Source organism: Klebsiella sp. K5-204, from assembly GCF_030128585.1.
GTDB classification, from domain to species: domain Bacteria; phylum Pseudomonadota; class Gammaproteobacteria; order Enterobacterales; family Enterobacteriaceae; genus Klebsiella; species Klebsiella quasipneumoniae.
On sequence record NZ_JAKUZS010000005.1, the window covers coordinates 130,838 to 151,792 of the forward strand.

Genomic DNA, 20,955 nt, shown 5'->3' on the forward strand with positions numbered 1-20,955 from the left:
TGAAACCGCCGCCTGCCTGCCATAATATTTACCTGATCAATTGACGGGAGCGGGCGTGAGAGGAAAGACGCTGCTGGTGCTGGCCGGGCTGCTCGGCGCGGGCCTGGTGGGATATCGCTATCTGCCGCCACACCTGAATCCGCTGGCGCCGCTGGCCCTTGACGATCCCCCTGGCTGGCTGACGTCGTTCAAGTTGCGCAGCCTGACGGCCGACCAGTGCGCCTCTCTGCTGGCGGAGGCCAACCGTCGGCGGCTCATCGCCAGCCAGCCGGTGGCCGACAGCGAGGGCGCCTGCCCGCTGCGTAACGTGGTGCGGGTGGCTAATTTTGGCTCGGTGCAGCTGAGCAGCAGTTTCCTCGCCAGCTGCCCGCTGGCGCTCAGCAGCGCGCTGTACGTCGAACAGCAGGCGAAGCCGCTGACCCGTCAGCTGATGGCCAGCGATCTGCGCCAGATCGATCATCTCGGCAGCTTCGCCTGCCGTAATATCTACCATCGGGAACAGGCGCGGCGCAGTGAACACGCGACGGCGGATGCCCTTGATGTCAGCGGCTTCCGCCTGACGGACGGCAGACGCATCAGCGTCCTGCAGGGCTGGCGCAGCGAGCGCTCTCACCCCTGGCTGGCGGCGCTGTTGAGCAACAGCTGCCCTTACTTCGGCAACGCGCTGGGGCCGGAGTACAACGCGGCGCACGCCAACCATTTTCACTTTGGCATGCGCGGGCAGGGCTTCTGCTTTTGAGCATAAAGCCCTGTGAGCAGCCTGAATAACCAGAAAATGCTTCGTCAGCCTCTCATGCGCATTCATAAAACACCAAACTCACCGCCAGCGCATCTATGGTAGTACACCAGTGGAATGAAATTGCTAAGCTAGGTAATAATTGGCAAATCATTAATGAATACGCGTAGTTATGGAATCCTGGAAGGTTAATCTCATCTCCGTCTGGTTTGGGTGCTTTTTTACCGGCCTGGCGATCAGTCAAATTCTCCCCTTTTTACCCCTCTACGTCTCCCAGCTGGGCGTCACCTCGCATGAAGCGCTGTCGATGTGGTCGGGGCTGACCTTCAGCGTCACCTTTCTGGTCTCGGCGATCGTCTCGCCGATGTGGGGGAGCCTCGCGGACCGCAAAGGCCGCAAGCTGATGCTGCTGCGCGCCTCGCTGGGAATGGCGATCGCCATTTTACTTCAGGCCTTCGCCACCAACGTCTGGCAGCTGTTTATCCTGCGGGCGATCATGGGCTTAACCTCCGGTTATATCCCCAACGCCATGGCGCTGGTGGCCTCCCAGGTGCCGCGCGAGCGTAGCGGCTGGGCGCTGAGCACCCTGTCGACGGCGCAAATCAGCGGGGTGATCGGCGGCCCGCTGCTGGGCGGTTTCCTGGCGGACCACGTCGGGCTGCGGATGGTCTTTTTTATTACGGCGATCCTGCTGACCATCAGTTTTCTGGTCACCCTGTTTCTGATCAAAGAGGGGGGCCGCCCGCCGGTCAGCAAAACCGATCGTCTCACCGGGAAACAGGTCTTTGCCTCCTTGCCCTATCCGGGGCTGGTGATCAGCCTCTTTTTCACCACCCTGGTGATCCAGTTGTGTAACGGCTCAATTGGCCCGATCCTGGCGCTGTTTATCAAGTCGATGGCGCCGGACAGCAACAATATCGCTTTTCTGGCCGGGATGATCGCCGCGGTGCCCGGGGTGTCGGCGCTGATCTCTGCCCCACGGCTGGGTAAGCTTGGCGACCGCATCGGCACTTCGCGGATCCTGCTGGCGACGCTCTGTTGCGCGGTGGTGATGTTCTTCGCCATGTCCTTTGTCACCACCCCGCTGCAGTTGGGGACGCTACGTTTTCTGCTCGGCTTTGCCGATGGCGCGATGCTTCCGGCGGTGCAGACCCTGCTGCTGAAATACAGCAGCGACAGCGTCACCGGGCGCATCTTTGGCTATAACCAGTCGTTTATGTATCTGGGCAACGTCGCCGGGCCGCTGATTGGCGCCTCCGTATCGGCGATGGCCGGCTTCCGCTGGGTATTTATTGCCACCGCCATTATCGTCTTCATCAACCTCTGGCAGCTGGCATGGATGCTGCGCCGCACCCGCCGGGCGAAGGCCTGAACCTCGGCTGACGGTATTTAACGCCATACCGTCAGCATTTTTCACCGACAGTAGATTTATCATTACTTTTTGTTATCGCCATGGCGTGAGCGCTATTCCGTTTTATTATTTCCGACGCACTTTGGTTATAAACAGCGCCGCTCATGATTAAACAATACTATTTATAGTGGTATTTTGTTGTGGTAAAACGTTTCGCTGTATATTGGGTGTTGCGACGATTCTTATTTTAAGTAATTCTGAGGTCCGTCATCGGGTATGACATCTCAATCGAAAAACAGACCTCGCATAAGGAACTGGTGCTATGAAGAATCTCATTGCTGAGTTACTGGTTAAACTGGCGCAAAAAGAAGAAGAAGCAAAGGAACTGACGGTGCAGGTTGAAGCGCTGGAGATCGTGGTCACCGCATTATTGCGCCATATGGAGCATGATGCCCAGCAGGCATTGATTCAGGATATTGAGCAGGCGATAGACCAGGTGACGCCCTGTCCGCCGGTCAACGACCAGGATGCCATCCTGCTGCAGCAATATCTAAAGAAGCTGTTGCGGCATCCTCGTAGCTAATCTTTGCGACGCGACAAGGATGCCGTCATTTTTCTGTCATCTCCCTTTTATAAAGTCTCCCACGTTTTGTTTTTTTAAGTATTTTTTACATGGAGATGACAAAAGTGAAATTAAGCGCCCTGTTTATTGCCCTGCTGCCTCTGCTGGGCTCGCCGGTTATTCATGCGGAAACTACTGCCGCGCCGGTTCTGGAAAATCGCGCTGCCCAGGGAGATATCACCACTCCCGGCGGCGCGCGTCGTTTAACGGGCGATCAAACCGAAGCGCTGCGCGCCTCGATAATCAATAAGCCGGCCAAAAACGTTATTTTGCTGATTGGCGATGGCATGGGTGATTCTGAAATTACCGCTGCGCGAAATTATGCGGAAGGGGCGGGCGGTTTCTTTAAAGGCATTGACGCCCTGCCGTTAACCGGGCAGTACACGCACTATTCGCTGGATAAAAAAACCGGTAAACCGGACTACGTCACCGACTCGGCGGCCTCCGCCACCGCCTGGACCACCGGCGTGAAGACCTATAACGGCGCGCTGGGCGTCGATATTCATGAGAACGCGCATCAGACCATCCTCGAGCTGGCGAAAGCGGCGGGCCTGGCCACCGGCAACGTTTCTACCGCCGAGCTGCAGGACGCCACCCCCGCGGCGCTGGTGGCGCATGTGACATCGCGTAAATGCTACGGCCCCACGGTCACCAGCGAAAAATGCCCCAGTAATGCGCTGGAGAAAGGGGGCAAAGGCTCCATTACCGAACAGCTGCTGAACGCCCGGCCGGATGTCACCCTGGGCGGCGGCGCGAAGACCTTTGCCGAAACGGCGATGGCGGGCGAGTGGCAGGGCAAAACCCTGCGCGAGCAGGCGGAAGCGCGCGGCTACCAGATTGTGACCGACGCGGCCTCTCTTGCCGCCGCGACGGCAGCCAGCCAGGATAAACCGCTGCTGGGACTCTTCGCCGACGGCAATATGCCGGTACGCTGGGAAGGGCCCAAGGCGTCTTATCACGGTAATATCGATAAGCCGCCGGTGACCTGTACGCCAAACCCGAAACGCGACGCCTCGGTGCCGACGCTGGCGCAGATGACGGAGAAAGCGATTGACCTGCTGAGCCGCAACGAGAAAGGCTTCTTCCTGCAGGTGGAAGGCGCCTCCATCGATAAGCAGGATCATGCGGCGAATCCGTGCGGCCAGATCGGCGAAACCGTTGACCTCGACGAGGCGGTGCAGAAGGCGCTGGAATTTGCCAAAAAAGACGGCAATACCCTGGTGATCGTCACTGCCGACCATGCGCACGCCAGCCAGATTATCCCGGCGGATAGCAAAGCCCCGGGGCTGACCCAGGCCCTGAACACGCACGATGGCGCGGTGATGGTGATGAGTTACGGTAACTCCGAGGAAGAGTCGATGGAGCACACCGGCACCCAGCTGCGCATTGCGGCCTACGGTCCGCATGCGGCTAACGTCGTCGGCCTGACCGACCAGACCGACCTCTTCTCGACCATGAAAGCGGCCCTGAGTCTCAAATAAGTCGCTGCCGGTGGCGAATTCGCGTCACCGGCTGGTTTTTTTTCTATCTGCGTCCAGACTTACAACGTTCCACTCACAGAAGGATGGTGCGATGAAAATAACCTTACTGATGACCCTACTGTTTGGCTTGATCTTTATCAGCGCGGTTGGCGCGGCAGAAAAAACGCCTACTCCCCAGCAGCAAAAGATGACGGACTGCAATCAGCAAGCGTCAGCCAAGGCGCTGAAGGGGGATGAGCGCAAAACCTTTATGAGCCAGTGCCTGAAAAAAGAGACCACCACGCCGCAAGGAAAGACCCTCACGCCTCAGCAGCAGAAGATGAGCGACTGCAACAAAGCGGCTTCGGCAAAATCACTGAAGGGCGATGAACGCAGCACCTTCATGAGTAGCTGCCTGAAGAAAGCCTGAAAAAAAGGGAGCGCTCGCGCGCTCCCTTGTTCTTTGACCTCTCAGGGCTTCCAGCCCGCCTGCTCAGCTTCAGGAGCGGCTCAGTTTCTCTGATTTTTCCATGCACTGGGTGATGGCTTCGATCACCGCGGAGCGGAAGCCTTTCTCTTCCAGCACGCGCACGGCTTCGATGGTGGTCCCGCCAGGAGAGCAGACCATATCTTTCAGCGCTCCCGGATGCTCACCGCTCTCCAGCACCATTTTGGCGGAGCCCATCACCGCCTGAGCGGCGAATTTGTAAGCCTGAGCGCGCGGCATTCCGCCGAGCACGGCGGCATCGGCCATCGCTTCGATAAACATAAAGACATAGGCCGGCGCCGAGCCGCTAACGCCGACCACCGGATGGATCATCGGTTCGGCAATTTGCTCCGCCTGGCCAAAGCAGCGGAAAATGGTCAGCACTTCGGCCACATCTTCGCTGCTCACCAGCGCATTTGGCGTAACGGAGGTCATGCCGGCGTTAACCAGCGACGGCGTATTGGGCATCGCGCGAATAATTTTGCGATCGTGGCCGAGCGCGCGCGCCAGCTGGTCAAGCGTGACGCCGGCGGCGATAGAGACCACCAGAGACTCTTTATTCAGGCTGGAGGCGATATCGCCCAGCACTTTGGTCATGATCCCCGGCTTCACCGCGCCGAAGACGATATCGGCAATCTGCGCCACTTCCTGGGCGCTATCGGCGGCGTTGATGCCGTACTGGTCGCGCAGAGCCGCAACCTTGTCCGGCGACGGGGTGTAGACCCAGATTTGTCCCGGCTGTACCTGGCCGCTGGCGATCAGTCCACCCAGAATGGCCTTACCCATATTGCCGCAGCCGATAAAGCCAATTTTCTTATCCATCACCATTCCCCTCTGCTTTTTTCGTTACGATCTGATTAGCTTATCATCCTGACGCTTTCATGGGGGAGAAAAGCAGGTAACATTGGCGGCACTTATTGCAGGTAACAGGAGCTGGCATGGCCATTTGGGTGGATGCAGACGCGTGTCCGAACGTGATTAAAGAGATATTGTTCCGCGCGGCAGAGCGGACCCAGACGCCGCTGACGCTGGTGGCGAACCAGCCGCTGCGCGTACCGCCGTCGCGTTTCATCCGCACCCTGCGGGTTGAGCAGGGTTTTGACGTGGCGGATAACGAAATCGTCCGTCAGTGCGCGGCGGGGGATTTAGTGATCACCGCCGATATTCCGCTGGCGGCGGAGGTGCTGGCGAAGGGCGGGGCGGCGCTCAATCCGCGCGGAGAGCGCTACAGCGAGGCGACGATCCGCGAGCGGCTGACGATGCGGGATTTTATGGAGACATTACGGGCCAGCGGCGTTCAGACCGGCGGCCCGGATAGTTTATCGCAGCGCGATCGGCAACAGTTTGCCGCCGAGCTGGAGAAGTGGTTGCTGGCGGTTAAACGTCAGCAGGGTTAAACCCAGCTGTCGTCATCGCTGCCGATATCATCATAGCCAAAGCCGGCGTCGAAGTCGTCGTTCCAGGTGTTGTCGGCAAGGAACTGATCGTCTCCCTGACGGAACGGATCGTCTCCTGCGGCGGCGTCCTGCGCGGCGGCATCAGGCTGCGGCTTCTCTTCGATGATATTAACAATCTCCTGCGGGTGCGAGCCGCTGAACATATTGGTCAGCATATTGCCCAGCACCACGCCGCCCGCTACGCCTGCGGCCGTTTGCAGCGCGCCCGCCATAAAGCCGCCGCCGCGTGCGGCAGCCTGCGGGGCATAGCTCTGCTGCTGCTGTGGGGCATACTGCGGCTGCGCGCTGGCCTGCGGGCGACCGTATTGCTCCGCGCCCGGGATCGGGTCAGAACCGCGTGACGAGCCGCCGCCGCCAAACAGGCCGGAGAGGAATCCGCCGCTGCTGGGCTTCGCCGCCTGCAGCTGGCTGACCTGGCTCTCCAGCGCCTGAATGCGATCGTTGAGCTGTTTAATCGCGGCTTCCTGGATAAGAATGGTTTGCGCCATATAGTAGGGGGCCGCCGGCTGCGCGCTCACGTGTTGGGCAATCCGCTCCTCGGCGCTGGCATCGCGCGATGCACTGTGCGCCTCAGCCTCTTTCAGCCGGGAAAACAGTCCATCAATAAGGCGTTGTTCTTCAGATTGCATGTTACATTCCTCTGTCACACTGTCGAATAGGCATCAGGGTGCGTCTGAAACACGATGTTGTAAATATGTTGCTTCGTAAAGCTATGCATAAATGTGTTACCGTTTACGCCAGCAGCGGATAAAAAATAACGCCCGGCAGAAAGTAAAGCTGGTTAAACAGTACATGCAATGATAAGTTTACATTAAGAACCCCTTGTCTCACTGTGGTGATGGGGTGTAAAGAAGTTGTGTAACGTTTTCTTTACGTATGCGTTGCGGAACAGACAGCGATAATACGTTCTTTCGTTTTCCTTTTTTTGCGACAGACGGAACCAGGGGGTCTTCGGTTATGACACAGCCAATCTTTCTCATCGGGCCACGCGGCTGCGGTAAAACCACCGTCGGCCATGCGCTGGCGCGAGCGCGGCATTTTCAGTTCTCCGATACCGATCATCGGCTGCAGGCCCATGAGCAGCGGACGGTGGCGGAGATCGTGCAGGCGGAAGGATGGGCGCGCTTTCGCGAGCTGGAGACTCTGTCGCTGAAGGCCGTGACCCTGCCGAATACGGTGATCGCCACCGGCGGCGGCATCATTCTTGCGGAATGTAACCGCCAGTTTATGCGGGAGAACGGTGTGGTGATCTATCTGCAGGCGTCGGTATCGGCGCTGATTGACCGTCTGGAAGCCTACCCGAAAGCCGAACAGCGGCCGACGCTCACCGGGAAACCGGTGCGTGAGGAAGTGGGCGAGGTGCTGGCGCAGCGTGAAGCGTTATACCGTGACGCTGCCCATCATATTGTCGATGCTACGGCCGCCCCGGATCGGGTGGTGGAACAGATTATGACCATGCTGTGCGGCGCGGCGGCCACCCCGGTAAGTTAAGAATTTACTTACATTAAGGCGGCGAGGGGCGCCTATACTTGATAGTTCTGATACCAGAAGAAGGAAGAACTATGCCAAACAGGCCCCCATATCCGAGAGAAGCGCGCGTGGTTGCGGTAGAGAAAGGCCCGCAGGGTCAGACGGTCACCTGGTATCAACTTCGCGCGGACTATCCTGAACCCAATTCGCTGATCAGCGAACATCCTACCGAGCAGGAAGCCGTGGATGCCAAGCGGCGCTACGAAGATCCTGACAAGTCGTAACCCCTGAGCCCGGATTGCCTGCTCTGCGGGCAATATCGGGCATACCTCACACTTTTTATTTATCAGTCGTACTAATCAATATCTAACACACGGATTTTTCAGGCGCGCCGCCGCCGCCGGGCAATCTTTACATTCTACTGCGGCGTGGAGCTGCTACGCTTCTCGACGGTTGATTTTTACTCACCAGGGGGGCGAATGCTGTGTGTGGTAAGCCTGTGTTGAAGCAGTGGTAGTGAAAAGGTACATGATATGAGTAGTGCAACGATGGCAATTTTGACCATCGGCGTTGTGCCGCTGGCGGGAGTATTACCGCTCCTGACCGAACATATCAGGGAAGAACAGATCGCTCACATCAGCCTGCTGGGCGAGATGACGCGTGATGACGTGATGGCAGAGTACGCCGTGGGTGACGGCGAACAGGGTCTCTTGACCCTGCTCAGCGATAACCAGCTGGTGATGGTGTCGCGACAAAAAATTGAACGTGATGTTCGCAGCGTGATCGCCATGCTGGATCGACAGCATTTTGATGTGATCCTGCTGCTCAGCTCCGAACAGCTGACCGGTTTTACCACCCACCACGCGATCCTCCTCGAGCCGCAGCGGATCATTCCGCCGCTGGTGGCGTCGATCGTTGATGGGCACCAGGTCGGGGTGATCGTGCCGGTGGAAGAGATCATGCCCATGCAGCGACAAAAGTGGCATTCACTGGAGAAGTCGCCGTACTACGCGCTGGCCAACCCGTTTACCGGTAGCGACAGCGAGCTGTTAACCGCCGGTAAAGCGCTGCTGGAGCAGGGCGCCGACGTGCTGGTCCTCGACTGTCTTGGTTACTATCAGCATCATCGCGATGTGTTACAAAAAGCCCTTGATGTCCCGGTTTTGCTGTCGAATGTGCTGGTTTCCCGACTGGCGGCAGAACTATTAGTCTAATGTGTTAATTTCACGTGACAGGGGCAAGGAGCGCCCCCTATATTGAGCCTTTCAACGACGATCAGAAGGGCTTGTTTATGCTTCAAAGCAATGAATACTTTGACGGAAAAGTGAAATCCATTGGCTTCACCAGCAGCAGTACCGGTCGCGCCAGCGTTGGCGTGATGGCAGAAGGAGAATACACCTTTGGTACGGCGCAGCCGGAAGAGATGACGGTGGTCAGCGGGGCGCTGAATGTCCTGCTGCCGGGTGAGACTGAGTGGAAAGTTTACGCCGCCGGCGAAGTCTTCAATGTGCCAGGCAACAGCGAATTCCATCTGCAGGTGGCTGAGCCAACCTCTTATCTGTGCCGCTATCTGTAAGCCAGCGTAACGCCCGGCGCTTGCCGCCGGGTTGTATTTTTCCTTCCTGCCTGGCAGGAAGGAAAGCGGCGCTTAGCGCTGCGCTTCGCCACCGAGCCCTTCCACCAGGCTTTGGATCAGGGCAGCCAGTTCGCCGGTCATTAAGATAAAGTCGGCGTCAAAGCGCTGGGCGAAATCTTCCCGATCGATATCTTCGTTTTGGTCGCGTAATTCATCGCAGAACTTGAGGCGCTTAATTGACGCGTCGTCGCAGATCACAAACTGAATACGCTGCTGCCAGTCCAGCGCCAGCTTGGTGACGACCTTCCCGGCCTCAATATGCACAGCGATTTCGTCGCTGACCAGATCCTGCTTCTTGGCGCGGATCACGCCGCCATCTTCCAGCATCGCTTTCAGCTCGGCTTCGTCCAGCAGCTGGAAGCCCTGCGCCACGGTGCCGGAGCGGACCCACTCGGTCAGCGTCAGCTCAATCGGATTCTCCAGGGTCAGCGGCACCACCGGCAGCGAGCCGAGGGTTTTACGCAGCAGGGCCAGGGTATCTTCCGCTTTCTTCGCGCTGGCGCAGTCCACCATGATCAGGCCGTTGACGGTGTCGATCCACATCATCGTCTGGCTGAAGCGGCTGAAGGCGCGCGGCAGCAGCGAGTGCAGCACTTCATCTTTCAGGGAATCTTTCTCAGTTTTCTTCAGCTTGCGCCCCTGATCGGCTTCCAGCTTCTGGATCTTCGCCTCCAGCGCCTGCTTGATCACCGGCGACGGCAGGATCTTTTCTTCTTTACGCGCGCAGATAATGATCTGGCCGTTCGCCGTATGCGTCAGCGCGTCGCTGTGCGATCCCATCGGCGATACCCAACCGGTTTTCGCCATATCCTGGCTGCCACAAGGGGTAAATGTCAGCTCGGCCAGCTGTTTTTCCATCTCCTCGGCGCGCAATTCGATATCGCGGCTGAGACGGTAAACCATTAAATTTTTGAACCACAGCATGATAATTTCCACGGCTTTGTCGTTAAATCAGGCGGGCATGATAGCGAATTGTCGCTATGCTTGCATTGTTAATCGGGGTGAGGAGCTGAGCGTGCGTATTGGTATTGATTTAGGTGGCACAAAAACCGAAGTGATAGCCCTGAGCGACCAGGGAGAGCAGCTGTTTCGCCATCGGTTACCCACGCCGCGGGAGCATTACCGGCAAACCATCGAGACTATCGCCACCCTGGTGGCGATGGCCGAGCAGGCGACCGGACAGCGTGGCACCGTGGGGATGGGGATCCCGGGCACGATTTCGCCCTATACCGGGGTGGTGAAAAACGCCAACTCGACCTGGCTCAACGGCCAGCCCTTTGATAAGGACCTCAGCCTGCGCCTCGACCGTGAAGTGCGGCTGGCTAACGACGCCAACTGTCTGGCGGTGTCGGAAGCGGTGGACGGCGCGGCGGCGGGGGCGCACACGGTGTTCGCGGTGATTATCGGCACCGGCTGCGGCGCGGGCGTGGCGCTCAACGGGCGGGCGCATATCGGCGGCAATGGTAACGCCGGCGAGTGGGGACATAACCCATTGCCGTGGATGAACGACGATGAGCTGCGCTACCGTGCGGAAGTGCCTTGCTACTGCGGTAAACAGGGATGTATCGAAACCTTTATCTCCGGCACCGGCTTTGCCACTGACTACCAGCGGCTGAGCGGCAAGGGGTTAACCGGCAGCGAGATTATGCGCCTGGTGGGGGAAGGTGACGAAAAAGCCGAACTGGCGCTGAGCCGCTACGAGCAGCGGCTGGCGAAATCGCTGGCCCACGTGGTGAATATCCTCGACCCGGACGTTATCGTGCTGGGCGGCGGGATGAGCAACGTCGAGCGGCTGTATCAGACGGTGCCGGACCTGGTGAAACAGTGGGTCTTCGGCGGCGAGTGTGCAACGCCGATCCGCAAAGCGATGCACGGCGACTCCAGCGGAGTACGCGGCGCGGCATGGCTGTGGCCGCTCCAGGGGACCTGAACCGCTCCCCTTCACCCCGACCCTCTCGCTCCGGAAGAGGGTTAGGGTGAGGGGACATCGCAATGATTCAAACCTCACTCCACCGCAAACGCTCTGTCCAGCCGACTGTAGCCCAGACCATTGATCTTCTTCACTTTGATCTGCACCGGAATGCGATCTTTCATCGCCTCCACGTGGCTGATCACCCCGATAATCTTGCCGCTGGCGTTCAGCGCGTCCAGCGCGTCCAGCGCCGTGTCCAGCGTTTCGCTGTCGAGGGTGCCGAAGCCTTCATCAAGAAACAGGGAATCAATCCGCGTCTTATGGCTCACCAGATCTGATAGCGCCAGGGCCAGCGCCAGGCTGACGAGGAAACTTTCGCCACCGGAGAGGGTGCGGGTGTCGCGCACGGCGTCGGCCTGCCAGGTATCGACAACCTCCAGCTCCAGCGCTTCGCTGGCTTTGCGCTGCAGCAGATAGCGCCCGTGCAGGCGGTTAAGCTGCTGGTTTGCCAGCCAGACCAGATTATCCAGCGTCAGCCCCTGGGCGAATTTGCGGAACCGGTCGCCGGTGCTGGAGCCGATCAGCGAATTGAGATAGCCCCAGTCATCCGCCCGCTGCGCCGCCTCTGCAATCTGTCGCCCCAGCGCCTGCTGATGTTGACGGCTCTCTGTGTCCTGCCTGAGCTGCTGGCGGATCTCGCCCTGGCGGGTGGTGTTGTCCCGCAGCCGCTGGGCCAGGGCGTGCAGCTGGGTTTGCAGGGCGGGGATGTCCGCGTCCGTCCCTTGCGAACGCAGCGCCAGGTGCGCCTGCTGCTGACGGGTTGCCTGCTCGCAGAGCGCCGTCGCCTGCTGGAGCTGCTGCTCCAGCGTCTGTTTTAACTGCGTCAGCCGCTGGACGGTCTCGTCATCCAGCAGCGCGGCGAGAAACGCCTGCCGATCGCTAAAGCGGCTGGCGGCCAGGGCGGCGGTAAATTGCGCCTGCGACTGGTCCAGGCGCGCCTTCTCTTCGGTCTCCAGCTGCTGCTGGGCGACAAGCTGGCTGTGCAACGCCAGGCACTCCTCATGGATAGCGCGCCAGTTGTCGGGAACCACCGGCTCAGCTTCAGCCTCTGCCTCGTCGCTGGCTGGCAGCGTCTCCAGCAGCGGCTGCAGGGCGGCAATCTGCTCCTGAATGGCGCCATGCCGGGTCTGTTGCGCCTGCCACTGGGCAAATTCGCTTTCGCGAGCGTTCAGCCAGGCGGCTTCTGTCCCTTCTTCCGGCAGGTTGAGCGTCAGGGTCTGCAGGGCGCTCTCCAGCCCCTGGCGCGTGGCCGTCAGCTGCTGCTGAGCCTGGCGCGCCAGCGCCTCCTGATCGTTAAGCTGGCTCTGCAGCATCAGGCGCTGGCTGAGCTGGTAGAGCTGTTGCTCGTAGCGCTCCTGCTCCTGTATCCAGTCGTTTATCTCTTGCGCAATATCCCGCGTGACCTGAAGAGAGGCGCAGGTTTCCTGCCACGCTTTAGTGAGCGCTTGCTCTTCCTCAGCGAGCCGCCCGGCCGCTTCGGTTTCACGCTGGAGCTGCTGCGTCAGGGCGTTGACCTGCCCGAGGATCAGCAAACCTTCTTCTTTCAGCGCGGCGACCTCTTTTTCCAGCGCATCGCGGCGGCGCTGGTTATCCGTGACCGTCAGCGAGGCGTATTGTTCAATCGCCGGGTGTTCACAGGAGCCGCACAGCGGGCAGGGTTTACCGGCCTCTAGCCGGGCGCGGTAACCTTCCAGATCTTTAATCGTTTCTTCCCGCTGGCAGAGCGCCTTCAGGTCGAGATAGTGCTGGTTTTTGTCTTTGTACTGCTCCCGGCGCTGCGCCAGTGTGGCGTTGAGTTTTGCCTGCTCCGCCTGCGCCTGCTGTACGCTTTCGGCGTTCTGGCGCAGACGCTTGCGCAGCAGCTGATGCTGTTCATGAAGGGAGAGCAGCCGCTGGCGCAGCGGTCGCGACTGGGTTTGCTGCGCCATCGCCGCCGCAACGTCATCGGCGGTCAGCGACAGAGGGCTGGCCGGCAGATCGGCCAGCTTCTGGCGCAGCGCGGCCAGGCGGGTGGTCTGGGCCGTCAGCTGCTGATTATCCCGAGTCAGCTGCGAAAATTGCGCCCGCCAGCCGGCGATCTCCTGGCCCCATAAGCGAAATCGCTCATGGGCCGCCAGCCACTGCGCCAGGTCGGCCAGTTCAGCCTGACGCTGCCGCTGGGCATGCAGGGCGCTGCGGCGAATGCGCGCGCGCAGCGCCGTGCTGGTAAGTAAGCGAGCATTCACTTCATTGATTCGCTGGCGGGTTTGCGCCAGGCCTGCCGCGTGCTCCTGTTGCCGCTCCCATAAGGGGCGCAACTGGGCGGCGGGCTGGGCCAGCTCAAGCCTGGCCAGCGCCGGCGCGGCGTCGGCCAGCGCCTGACGGGCCTGCTGCTGGCCGCTGACCGCCTGCTGCTGCTGCTGCGCCAGCTCATCGCGACGCGTTAGCCACTGAAGCTGCTGCTGCTGGTTTTGCTGCTGCGCCAGCAGGGCTTTCTCTTCGTCAGTAAGTACCTGCAAACTTTCCTGCAGCGCCTGCTGCTGGGCCTCCGTCAGCAGGACGATGCCCGCCGCCTGGGCTTCGAACTTCTCCAGCGTATGGCGAGCGGCTTTGTGCTGCTCATAGACCATCGCCGAAATCTGACCGTAGATTTCCGTGCCGGTCAGCTCCTCCAGCAGCTCCGCGCGATCGCTCGGCTTCGCGTTCAGAAAGGCGGCAAATTGCCCCTGGGAGAGCAGCATCGAGCGGGTGAAGCGGCCATAGTCGAGGCCGGTGAGCGTCGCGGTTTGCTCCAGCTTATCCGAGACCTTATCGGCGAGGATTTTGCCGTCGGCGCAGCGCGCCAGCTCGACGCGGGGCGCCTGCAGGTTGCCATCTGGCTGGTTACGCGCCCGGTTCTGGCTCCAGAAGGCGCGGTAGGCGATGCCTTTCACTTCAAACTCCACCTCCGCCAGACACTCGGCGGTATCGCGGGTCATCAGGTCATTTTGCGACTGGGAGACTTTATTCAGGCGCGGCGTCTCGTGATAGAGCGCGAGGCAAATGGCGTCGAGCAGGGTGGTTTTCCCGGCGCCGGTGGCGCCGGTAATGGCGAACAGGCCGTTGCTGGCGAACGGCTCGGCGGTAAAGTCTATCTTCCATTCCCCTTTCAGGGAGTTGAGGTTTTTCAGACGCAGACTGAGGATTTTCATGCGTTTTCGTCCTCCGCGGTGAGCGTATGCAGCGTATGAGCGAACAGCTCGTGCAGCCGGGCGCGCTTCTCATCGTCAATCTCGGTCAGCGCCAGCCGGCGCTCGAACACCTCTTCCACCTTCAGTTCGCTGAGGGTCTCCCGCTGGGCGTTGAGCAGTATTTTCTCGCGCTGCTCGCGGCTGCGGCGCACCAGCAAGACTTCCACCGGCAGATCCTCCGTCAGCGCCTGAATATGACGCTGAATATCGTGCAGGTACTCCTCGGTGGTGATTTCGATATCCAGCCACACCGGCGGGTCCTGTTCAACGCCGCGCCACTGCGCCAGCTGGGCGGTGATGGCGGCCAGATCGCCTTTGATGACCGCCAGCGGCTGGGTGACGGGCACCTCAAGGGTCTCCACGGCGCTGAGTCGCCCATCGCTAAAGCTCACCAGATGCACCGATTTCGCTTTGCCGGTTTCATCAAAGCTCAGCGGCAGCGGCGAGCCGCTGTAGCGGATGTGCTCGCAGCCGCCAACCACCTGCGCCCGGTGAATATGGCCCAGCGCAATGTAGTCGGCAGGGGGGAAGTGCTGCGCCGGGAAGGCATCCAGCGTGCCAATATAAATGTCGCGAACGGCATCGCTTTTGCTGGCGCCGACGGTAGTCAGATGGCCGCTGGCAATCACGGGCAGCGGCCGATCGCCGCGCAGGGCGCAGGCCTGCTGATACTGCTCCTGATAATAGTCGCTGATGGCGTGCAGCAGCAGCTGCTGTTTTTCCCGACCGGAGTGGCCAGCCTGGCTGGTGACCAGCTCGCGCGGGCGTAAAAACGGCACCGGGCAGAAGATAGCGCCTGGGGTGCCGTCGCGCCGCGGCAGCTCAATAGGCGGGCAGCCGGCGTTCGCCACGACGGTGGTGTGTAAAAAGGCGAGGATATCGCGGGATTCATTGAGCATCGCCACCGAATCATGGTTGCCCGCCAGCACCACCAGGCGACAGCCGGTCTGCTGCAGCTGGACGACAAAGCGGTTATACAGTTCGCGAGCGTAGCTCGGCGGCGATCCGGTATCAAAAATATCGCCGGCCACGATGATGGCGTCGACTTCATGCTCCTGCGCGCGGGCCAGCAGCCAGGTCAGGAAGGCGTCATGTTCGGCCGCACGGCTTTTGCTGTAAAAATTCTGGCCCAGGTGCCAGTCGGAGGTGTGAAGGATGCGCATAAATCTTCCCTAGCGAAAAAAGCATGAGCGGCAGTATACCATTTGTCGGAGAGGGGTAAGTCCGCGTCATGCTTCAAAATACCCGATCGTCAGACGGTCATTTTTTTCATAAATCTGTCACAAAAGTGACGCATAATGACGCCGCACTTCTATACTGATGGCTAAAAAACACAGGGTAAATAATGGCGAGAAGAATTCTGGTCGTTGAAGATGAAGCTCCAATCCGCGAAATGGTCTGCTTTGTTCTGGAGCAAAATGGCTTTCAGCCTGTCGAAGCGGAAGATTATGACAGCGCGGTGAATCAACTCAATGAACCCTGGCCTGATTTGATTCTCCTTGACTGGATGCTGCCGGGCGGTTCGGGGCTGCAGTTTATTAAGCTGCTCAAGCGCGAGGCGATGACCCGGGATATTCCGGTGGTGATGCTGACCGCGCGCGGAGAAGAAGAGGATCGCGTTCGCGGCCTGGAGACCGGGGCGGACGACTACATTACCAAGCCTTTCTCACCGAAGGAGCTGGTGGCGCGAATCAAAGCGGTGATGCGCCGTATTTCGCCGATGGCGGTGGAAGAGGTGATTGAAATGCAGGGGCTGAGCCTCGATCCCTCATCGCACCGGGTGATGACCGGCGAAAGTCCGCTGGACATGGGGCCAACGGAATTTAAATTATTGCACTTCTTTATGACCCATCCGGAGCGGGTGTACAGCCGCGAGCAGCTGCTGAACCACGTCTGGGGAACCAACGTCTATGTGGAAGACCGCACGGTAGACGTCCATATTCGCCGCCTGCGTAAAGCGCTGGAACACAGTGGCCATGATCGCATGGTGCAAACGGTTCGCGGCACGGGGTATCGTTTCTCCGCCCGTTTCTGAATTTTGACAGGAGTGTGACCCGTGCTGGAACGGCTGTCATGGAAAAGGCTGGCGCTGGAGCTCTTTTTAGCGTGTATTCCGGCCCTGATTCTGGGGGCGTTTGTGGGTCATTTGCCGTGGTTTTTACTGGCGGCAGTGACCGGTTTGTTGATTTGGCATTTCTGGAATTTGATGCGCCTGTCGTGGTGGCTGTGGGTGGACCGGAGCATGACCCCTCCGCCCGGCCGCGGCAGCTGGGAGCCGCTGCTGTATGGTCTGCACCAGATGCAGATGCGTAATAAAAAGCGTCGACGTGAGCTGGGAAGCCTGATCAAGCGCTTTCGCAGCGGGGCGGAATCCCTGCCGGACGCGGTGGTCCTGACCACGGAAGAGGGGGCCATTTTCTGGTGTAACGGTCTGGCGCAGCAGATTTTAAACCTGCGCTGGCCGGACGACAGTGGGCAAAACATTCTTAACCTTCTGCGCTATCCTGAATTCGCCAACTACCTGAAACAGCGTGATTTTTCAAAGCCGCTCAATCTGGTGCTGAATAATGCCCGTCATCTGGAAATTCGCGTGATGCCCTACAGCGACAAAGAGTGGCTGATGGTGGCGCGCGACGTGACGCAGATGCATCAGCTGGAAGGGGCGCGGCGTAACTTTTTCGCCAACGTCAGCCATGAGCTGCGCACCCCGCTGACGGTGCTGCAGGGCTATCTGGAGATGATGCAGGAGCAGGTGCTGGAAGGGGCGACCCGTGAAAAGGCCCTGCACACCATGCGTGAGCAAACCCAGCGTATGGAGGGGCTGGTGAAGCAGTTGCTCACGCTGTCGCGTATTGAAGCCGCGCCGGCGCTGGCGATGAATGACCGCATCGACGTGCCGATGATGCTGCGGGTCGTGGAGCGCGAGGCGCAGACCCTCAGCCAGGATAAGCAGACGCTGATTTTTACCGTCGATGAGCAGCTCAAGGTGCTGGGCAACGAGGAACAACTGCGCAGCGCCATTTCTAACCTGGTCTATAACGCGGTGAACCACACCCCGCCGGGCACCGAAATTCGCGTCAGCTGGCAGCGAACGCCCCAGGGGGCGCTGTTCAGCGTCGAGGATAATGGGCCGGGCATTGCGCCGGAGCATATTCCCCGTCTGACCGAGCGCTTCTATCGGGTGGATAAGGCTCGCTCCCGGCAAACCGGGGGCAGCGGCCTGGGGCTGGCGATCGTCAAACACGCGGTCAACCATCATGACAGCCGGCTGGAGATCGCCAGCACGGTGGGCAAGGGAACCCGTTTTAGCTTCCTGCTCCCGGAACGATTAATTGCCAGAAACGACGCCTGAGCGGCGCGCTGTCAGCTTATCTTGCCAATGACCAGCTTCGGCTGGTCATTTTCCCTGGCAGTCGTTTTTCTCTCGCCTATTTAATGAACGCGCGCTGCTTTTTTGTTCGCATGATAAGCCACGGGTTTTCCATCAATATGGTAAATGATTCTGGTGTGAAACTGATAACCAGCATAATCATCTGCTTTTGCGATCGTGCCTTGCTTTAAAACGTTATAAGCGTTTAAATTGCGCCTGCGCAGTCGATGACAGACTGCTTTTGCGTGGTAATACCAAAAACAATTCTTTCCCACGCCGCTTCGGGAGCATATCTCGCTGAGTTTACCGGCAATCGCCGCTGTATCGTCCCTGAGAGGGTAGCGCGGTATTTTTCCATTTTTTTACAACACCACATCCACAGGCAGTAATGAATTTATGACCCATCAGTTAAAATCTCGCGACATCATAGCGTTGGGCTTTATGACCTTCGCGTTGTTCGTTGGCGCAGGCAACATTATTTTCCCGCCGATGGTTGGCTTACAGGCGGGCGAGCACGTCTGGACGGCGGCGATCGGCTTCCTGATCACCGCGGTGGGTCTGCCGGTGCTGACGGTGGTGGCGCTGGCGAAAGTCGGCGGCGGCGTTGAAAGCCTGAGCACCCCGATTGGTAAAGTGGCTGGTATCCTGCTGGCGGTGGTGTGTTATCTCGCGGTGGGACCGCTGTTCGCGACCCCGCGCACCGCGACCGTCTCTTTTGAGGTCGGGATTGCGCCGCTGACCGGCGACGGCCCGCTGCCGCTGCTGATCTACAGCGTTATCTACTTCGCGCTGGTGATCCTGGTCTCGCTCTATCCGGGCAAACTGCTGGATACGGTGGGCAATTTCCTGGCGCCGCTGAAAATTATTGCCCTGATTGTGCTGGCGGTCGCCGCTATTGTCTGGCCGGCAGGCCCGATCAGCGACGCGCTGGAAGCGTATCGTACCGCGCCATTCTCCAATGGCTTCGTCAACGGCTACCTGACCATGGACACCCTCGGCGCGATGGTGTTCGGGATCGTGATTGTCAATGCCGCACGCTCCCGCGGCGTCAGCGAAGCGCGTCTGTTGACCCGCTACACCGTCTGGGCGGGCCTGATGGCAGGCGTCGGTCTGACCCTGCTGTATCTGGCGCTGTTCCGTCTGGGCTCGGATAGCGCCACCCTCGTGGACCAGTCCGCTAACGGCGCGGCGATCCTCCACGCCTACGTGCAGCATACCTTCGGCGGGGCGGGCAGCTTCCTGCTGGCGGCGCTGATCTTCATCGCCTGCCTGGTGACGGCGGTGGGCCTGACCTGCGCCTGCGCCGAATTCTTTGCCCAGTATCTGCCGTTCTCCTATCGCACGCTGGTCTTTATCCTCGGCCTGTTCTCGATGGCGGTCTCCAACCTCGGTCTGAGCCACCTGATTCAGGTGTCGATTCCGGTGCTGACCGCTATCTACCCGCCGTGTATCGCACTGGTTGTATTAAGCTTTACCCGCAGTTGGTGGCATAATTCGTCCCGTGTTATCGCGCCGGCCATGTTTATCAGTCTGATGTTTGGTATCATTGACGGGATTAAGTCATCGGCGTTTGCCGCTATCCTGCCGGCCTGGACCGCGCGTCTGCCGCTGGCGGAGCAGGGCCTGGCCTGGCTGATGCCGACCGCCGTGATGGCAATTCTCGCGGTGATCTGGGACCGTGCCGCCGGACGTCAGGTGACCTCCAGCGCGCACTAACCGGCGTTGAGGACAAGCGTTTAACCACGGGACTTCGGGTTCCGTGGTTTTTTATTTTTTGTGTTAAACGGCATTGAAAAACCACGATGGAAAGTAGTAACAAGCTTAAGCGCGGGCTAAGCACCCGGCACATTCGCTTTATGGCCCTGGGTTCCGCCATCGGCACCGGGCTTTTTTACGGTTCAGCCGACGCGATTAAAATGGCCGGACCCAGCGTACTGTTGGCCTACATTATCGGCGGCGTCGCGGCATATATCATTATGCGCGCGCTCGGTGAGATGTCGGTGCATAACCCTTCCGCCAGCTCATTCTCCCGCTATGCCCAGGAAAACCTCGGCGGACTGGCGGGGTATATCACCGGCTGGACCTACTGCTTTGAAATCCTGATTGTCGCCATCGCCGACGTCACCGCCTTCGGGATCTACATGGGCGTCTGGTTCCCGACGGTGCCGCACTGGATCTGGGTGCTCAGCGTGGTGCTGATCATCTGCGCCGTCAACCTGATGAGCGTCAAGGTATTTGGCGAGCTGGAGTTCTGGTTCTCGTTCTTCAAAGTGGCCACCATCATCATCATGATCCTCGCCGGGTTCGGCATCATTATCTGGGGGATCGGCAACGGCGGCCAGCCGACGGGGATTCATAATCTGTGGAGCAACGGCGGCTTCTTCAGCAACGGTTGGCTGGGAATGGTGATGTCGCTGCAGATGGTGATGTTCGCCTACGGCGGTATTGAAATCATCGGCATTACCGCCGGTGAGGCGAAAGATCCGGAGAAATCCATTCCACGCGCCATCAACTCGGTGCCGATGCGCATTCTGGTGTTCTATGTCGGCACGCTGTTCGTCATTATGTCTATCTATCCGTGGAACCAGGTGGGTACCGACGGCAGCCCCTTTGTCCTGACCTTCCAGCATCTGGGCATTACCTTCGCGGCCAGCATTCTTAACTTCGTGGTCCTGACGGCCTCGCTGTCGGCGATTAACTCCGACGTGTTCGGCGTGGGCCGTATGCTGCACGGCATGGCCGAGCAGGGGAGCGCGCCGAAGGTGTTCGCCAAAACCTCGCGTCGCGGTATTCCGTGGGTGACGGTGATGGTGATGACCATTGCGCTGCTGTTTGCGGTATACCTCAATTACATCATGCCGGAAAACGTCTTCCTGGTGATCGCCTCGCTGGCCACCTTCGCCACCGTGTGGGTGTGGATTATGATCCTGCTGTCGCAGATTGCCTTCCGCCGCCGTCTGTCGCCGGAGGAGGTCAAGGCCCTGAAATTCAAAGTCCCCGGCGGGGTGGCGACCACGGTTGTCGGCCTGGTGTTCCTGGCGTTTATTATCGCCCTGATCGGCTATCATCCGGACACCCGCATTTCGTTGTATGTCGGTATGGCGTGGATTGCGCTGCTGCTGCTGGGCTGGGTCTTTAAGACCCGTCGCGAGCGCCGCCTGGCGCAGGCTCAGTAATCGACATCG

The 20,955-nt window shown here is 59.4% G+C and carries 20 protein-coding genes; 15 read left to right on the top strand and 5 right to left on the bottom strand.

Annotation, left to right across the window (positions count from 1 at the left end):
• Positions 1–55: 55 nt before the first annotated feature.
• The 5 genes from MKR05_RS14500 (at position 56) to psiF (ending at position 4,599) form a co-directional block, all read left to right on the top strand.
• On the top strand, positions 56–739 hold the full coding sequence (locus MKR05_RS14500) for an extensin family protein (RefSeq protein WP_023288570.1): 684 nt from the start codon (positions 56–58) through the stop codon (positions 737–739).
• A gap of 169 nt (positions 740–908) precedes the next feature.
• Positions 909–2,108, top strand: coding sequence for a multidrug efflux MFS transporter (locus tag MKR05_RS14505; RefSeq protein ID WP_023288571.1), 1,200 nt, complete (start codon positions 909–911; stop codon positions 2,106–2,108).
• A gap of 301 nt (positions 2,109–2,409) precedes the next feature.
• Positions 2,410–2,670, top strand: a complete 261-nt coding sequence (iraP, locus tag MKR05_RS14510) for an anti-adapter protein IraP (protein ID WP_004204875.1) — start codon at positions 2,410–2,412, stop codon at positions 2,668–2,670.
• A gap of 89 nt (positions 2,671–2,759) precedes the next feature.
• Positions 2,760–4,190 carry an alkaline phosphatase gene (gene phoA, locus MKR05_RS14515; RefSeq protein ID WP_165453656.1) on the top strand — a complete coding sequence of 477 codons (1,431 nt, stop codon included), beginning with the start codon at positions 2,760–2,762 and terminating at the stop codon, positions 4,188–4,190.
• 91 nt (positions 4,191–4,281) lie between these two features.
• Complete coding sequence (psiF, locus tag MKR05_RS14520; RefSeq protein WP_048296829.1) at positions 4,282–4,599, top strand: phosphate starvation-inducible protein PsiF; 318 nt, start codon at positions 4,282–4,284, stop codon at positions 4,597–4,599.
• A gap of 69 nt (positions 4,600–4,668) precedes the next feature.
• On the opposite strand, the gene proC is transcribed toward psiF, so the two are convergent.
• Entirely contained in the window at positions 4,669–5,478 is an 810-nt protein-coding gene (gene proC, locus MKR05_RS14525) for a pyrroline-5-carboxylate reductase (RefSeq protein WP_023288574.1), read from the bottom strand.
• A gap of 116 nt (positions 5,479–5,594) precedes the next feature.
• Between proC and MKR05_RS14530 the strand changes: the two genes are divergently transcribed.
• Positions 5,595–6,053, top strand: coding sequence for a YaiI/YqxD family protein (locus tag MKR05_RS14530; protein ID WP_004204870.1), 459 nt, complete (start codon positions 5,595–5,597; stop codon positions 6,051–6,053).
• Here the strand turns inward: MKR05_RS14530 and MKR05_RS14535 are convergent.
• On the bottom strand, positions 6,050–6,742 hold the full coding sequence (locus MKR05_RS14535) for a DUF2076 domain-containing protein (RefSeq protein WP_284118273.1): 693 nt from the start codon (positions 6,740–6,742) through the stop codon (positions 6,050–6,052). The genes MKR05_RS14530 and MKR05_RS14535 overlap by 4 nt on opposite strands.
• 328 nt (positions 6,743–7,070) lie before the next feature.
• Here MKR05_RS14535 and aroL point away from each other — a divergent pair, with 328 nt between their 5' ends.
• From aroL to ppnP, 4 genes are all read left to right on the top strand, one after another.
• Entirely contained in the window at positions 7,071–7,604 is a 534-nt protein-coding gene (gene aroL, locus MKR05_RS14540; protein WP_023288577.1) for a shikimate kinase AroL, read from the top strand.
• Between the two features lie 71 nt (positions 7,605–7,675).
• Positions 7,676–7,867, top strand: coding sequence for a YaiA family protein (locus tag MKR05_RS14545; protein WP_008805350.1), 192 nt, complete (start codon positions 7,676–7,678; stop codon positions 7,865–7,867).
• Positions 7,868–8,116: 249 nt separating this feature from the next.
• Positions 8,117–8,797 carry an AroM family protein gene (locus tag MKR05_RS14550; RefSeq protein ID WP_072096489.1) on the top strand — a complete coding sequence of 227 codons (681 nt, stop codon included), beginning with the start codon at positions 8,117–8,119 and terminating at the stop codon, positions 8,795–8,797.
• A 77-nt stretch (positions 8,798–8,874) separates the two neighbouring features.
• On the top strand, positions 8,875–9,159 hold the full coding sequence (gene ppnP / locus MKR05_RS14555; protein ID WP_002890284.1) for a pyrimidine/purine nucleoside phosphorylase: 285 nt from the start codon (positions 8,875–8,877) through the stop codon (positions 9,157–9,159).
• A 72-nt stretch (positions 9,160–9,231) separates the two neighbouring features.
• Here the strand turns inward: ppnP and rdgC are convergent, their stop codons facing one another.
• A complete protein-coding gene (gene rdgC, locus MKR05_RS14560) occupies positions 9,232–10,143 on the bottom strand; it encodes a recombination-associated protein RdgC (protein ID WP_002890285.1) in 912 nt (303 codons plus the stop codon).
• Between the two features lie 91 nt (positions 10,144–10,234).
• On the opposite strand from rdgC, the gene mak reads away from it, so the two are divergent.
• On the top strand, positions 10,235–11,149 hold the full coding sequence (gene mak / locus MKR05_RS14565) for a fructokinase (protein WP_101866139.1): 915 nt from the start codon (positions 10,235–10,237) through the stop codon (positions 11,147–11,149).
• A 74-nt stretch (positions 11,150–11,223) separates the two neighbouring features.
• Here the strand turns inward: mak and sbcC are convergent, their stop codons facing one another.
• Positions 11,224–14,361: an exonuclease subunit SbcC gene (gene sbcC, locus MKR05_RS14570; protein ID WP_238875304.1), complete on the bottom strand. Its 3,138-nt coding sequence runs from the start codon at positions 14,359–14,361 to the stop codon at positions 11,224–11,226.
• On the bottom strand, positions 14,358–15,563 hold the full coding sequence (gene sbcD / locus MKR05_RS14575) for an exonuclease subunit SbcD (RefSeq protein ID WP_049013802.1): 1,206 nt from the start codon (positions 15,561–15,563) through the stop codon (positions 14,358–14,360). Before sbcD ends, sbcC begins: the two co-directional genes overlap by 4 nt.
• 182 nt (positions 15,564–15,745) lie before the next feature.
• On the opposite strand from sbcD, the gene phoB reads away from it, so the two are divergent.
• The 4 genes from phoB to proY all read left to right on the top strand — a co-directional run bounded on the left by phoB (position 15,746) and on the right by proY (position 20,946).
• Positions 15,746–16,435 (top strand): phosphate response regulator transcription factor PhoB, encoded by a 690-nt coding sequence (gene phoB, locus MKR05_RS14580; protein ID WP_004204861.1) that lies wholly within the window; start codon positions 15,746–15,748, stop codon positions 16,433–16,435.
• A 21-nt stretch (positions 16,436–16,456) separates the two neighbouring features.
• Entirely contained in the window at positions 16,457–17,752 is a 1,296-nt protein-coding gene (gene phoR, locus MKR05_RS14585) for a phosphate regulon sensor histidine kinase PhoR (protein ID WP_284118274.1), read from the top strand.
• Between the two features lie 414 nt (positions 17,753–18,166).
• Complete coding sequence (brnQ, locus tag MKR05_RS14590) at positions 18,167–19,486, top strand: branched-chain amino acid transporter carrier protein BrnQ (protein WP_023288582.1); 1,320 nt, start codon at positions 18,167–18,169, stop codon at positions 19,484–19,486.
• Between the two features lie 86 nt (positions 19,487–19,572).
• Positions 19,573–20,946 (top strand): proline-specific permease ProY, encoded by a 1,374-nt coding sequence (gene proY, locus MKR05_RS14595; protein ID WP_023288583.1) that lies wholly within the window; start codon positions 19,573–19,575, stop codon positions 20,944–20,946.
• The last annotated feature ends 9 nt before the right edge of the window (positions 20,947–20,955 follow it).

Excerpts from the sequence above, each read along its gene's own strand:
- ppnP (WP_002890284.1), top strand. The coding sequence starts at position 8,875 with ATGCTTCAAAGCAATGAATACTTTGACGGAAAAGTGAAATCCATTGGC.
- MKR05_RS14550 (WP_072096489.1), top strand. The coding sequence starts at position 8,117 with ATGAGTAGTGCAACGATGGCAATTTTGACCATCGGCGTTGTGCCGCTG.
- phoA (WP_165453656.1), top strand. The coding sequence starts at position 2,760 with ATGGAGATGACAAAAGTGAAATTAAGCGCCCTGTTTATTGCCCTGCTG.
- proC (WP_023288574.1), bottom strand. The coding sequence starts at position 5,478 with ATGGATAAGAAAATTGGCTTTATCGGCTGCGGCAATATGGGTAAGGCC.
- MKR05_RS14505 (WP_023288571.1), top strand. The coding sequence starts at position 909 with ATGGAATCCTGGAAGGTTAATCTCATCTCCGTCTGGTTTGGGTGCTTT.
- MKR05_RS14530 (WP_004204870.1), top strand. The coding sequence starts at position 5,595 with ATGGCCATTTGGGTGGATGCAGACGCGTGTCCGAACGTGATTAAAGAG.
- iraP (WP_004204875.1), top strand. The coding sequence starts at position 2,410 with ATGAAGAATCTCATTGCTGAGTTACTGGTTAAACTGGCGCAAAAAGAA.
- psiF (WP_048296829.1), top strand. The coding sequence starts at position 4,282 with ATGAAAATAACCTTACTGATGACCCTACTGTTTGGCTTGATCTTTATC.
- brnQ (WP_023288582.1), top strand. The coding sequence starts at position 18,167 with ATGACCCATCAGTTAAAATCTCGCGACATCATAGCGTTGGGCTTTATG.
- sbcD (WP_049013802.1), bottom strand. The coding sequence starts at position 15,563 with ATGCGCATCCTTCACACCTCCGACTGGCACCTGGGCCAGAATTTTTAC.
- aroL (WP_023288577.1), top strand. The coding sequence starts at position 7,071 with ATGACACAGCCAATCTTTCTCATCGGGCCACGCGGCTGCGGTAAAACC.
- MKR05_RS14545 (WP_008805350.1), top strand. The coding sequence starts at position 7,676 with ATGCCAAACAGGCCCCCATATCCGAGAGAAGCGCGCGTGGTTGCGGTA.
- phoB (WP_004204861.1), top strand. The coding sequence starts at position 15,746 with ATGGCGAGAAGAATTCTGGTCGTTGAAGATGAAGCTCCAATCCGCGAA.
- sbcC (WP_238875304.1), bottom strand. The coding sequence starts at position 14,361 with ATGAAAATCCTCAGTCTGCGTCTGAAAAACCTCAACTCCCTGAAAGGG.
- proY (WP_023288583.1), top strand. The coding sequence starts at position 19,573 with ATGGAAAGTAGTAACAAGCTTAAGCGCGGGCTAAGCACCCGGCACATT.
- MKR05_RS14535 (WP_284118273.1), bottom strand. The coding sequence starts at position 6,742 with ATGCAATCTGAAGAACAACGCCTTATTGATGGACTGTTTTCCCGGCTG.
- rdgC (WP_002890285.1), bottom strand. The coding sequence starts at position 10,143 with ATGCTGTGGTTCAAAAATTTAATGGTTTACCGTCTCAGCCGCGATATC.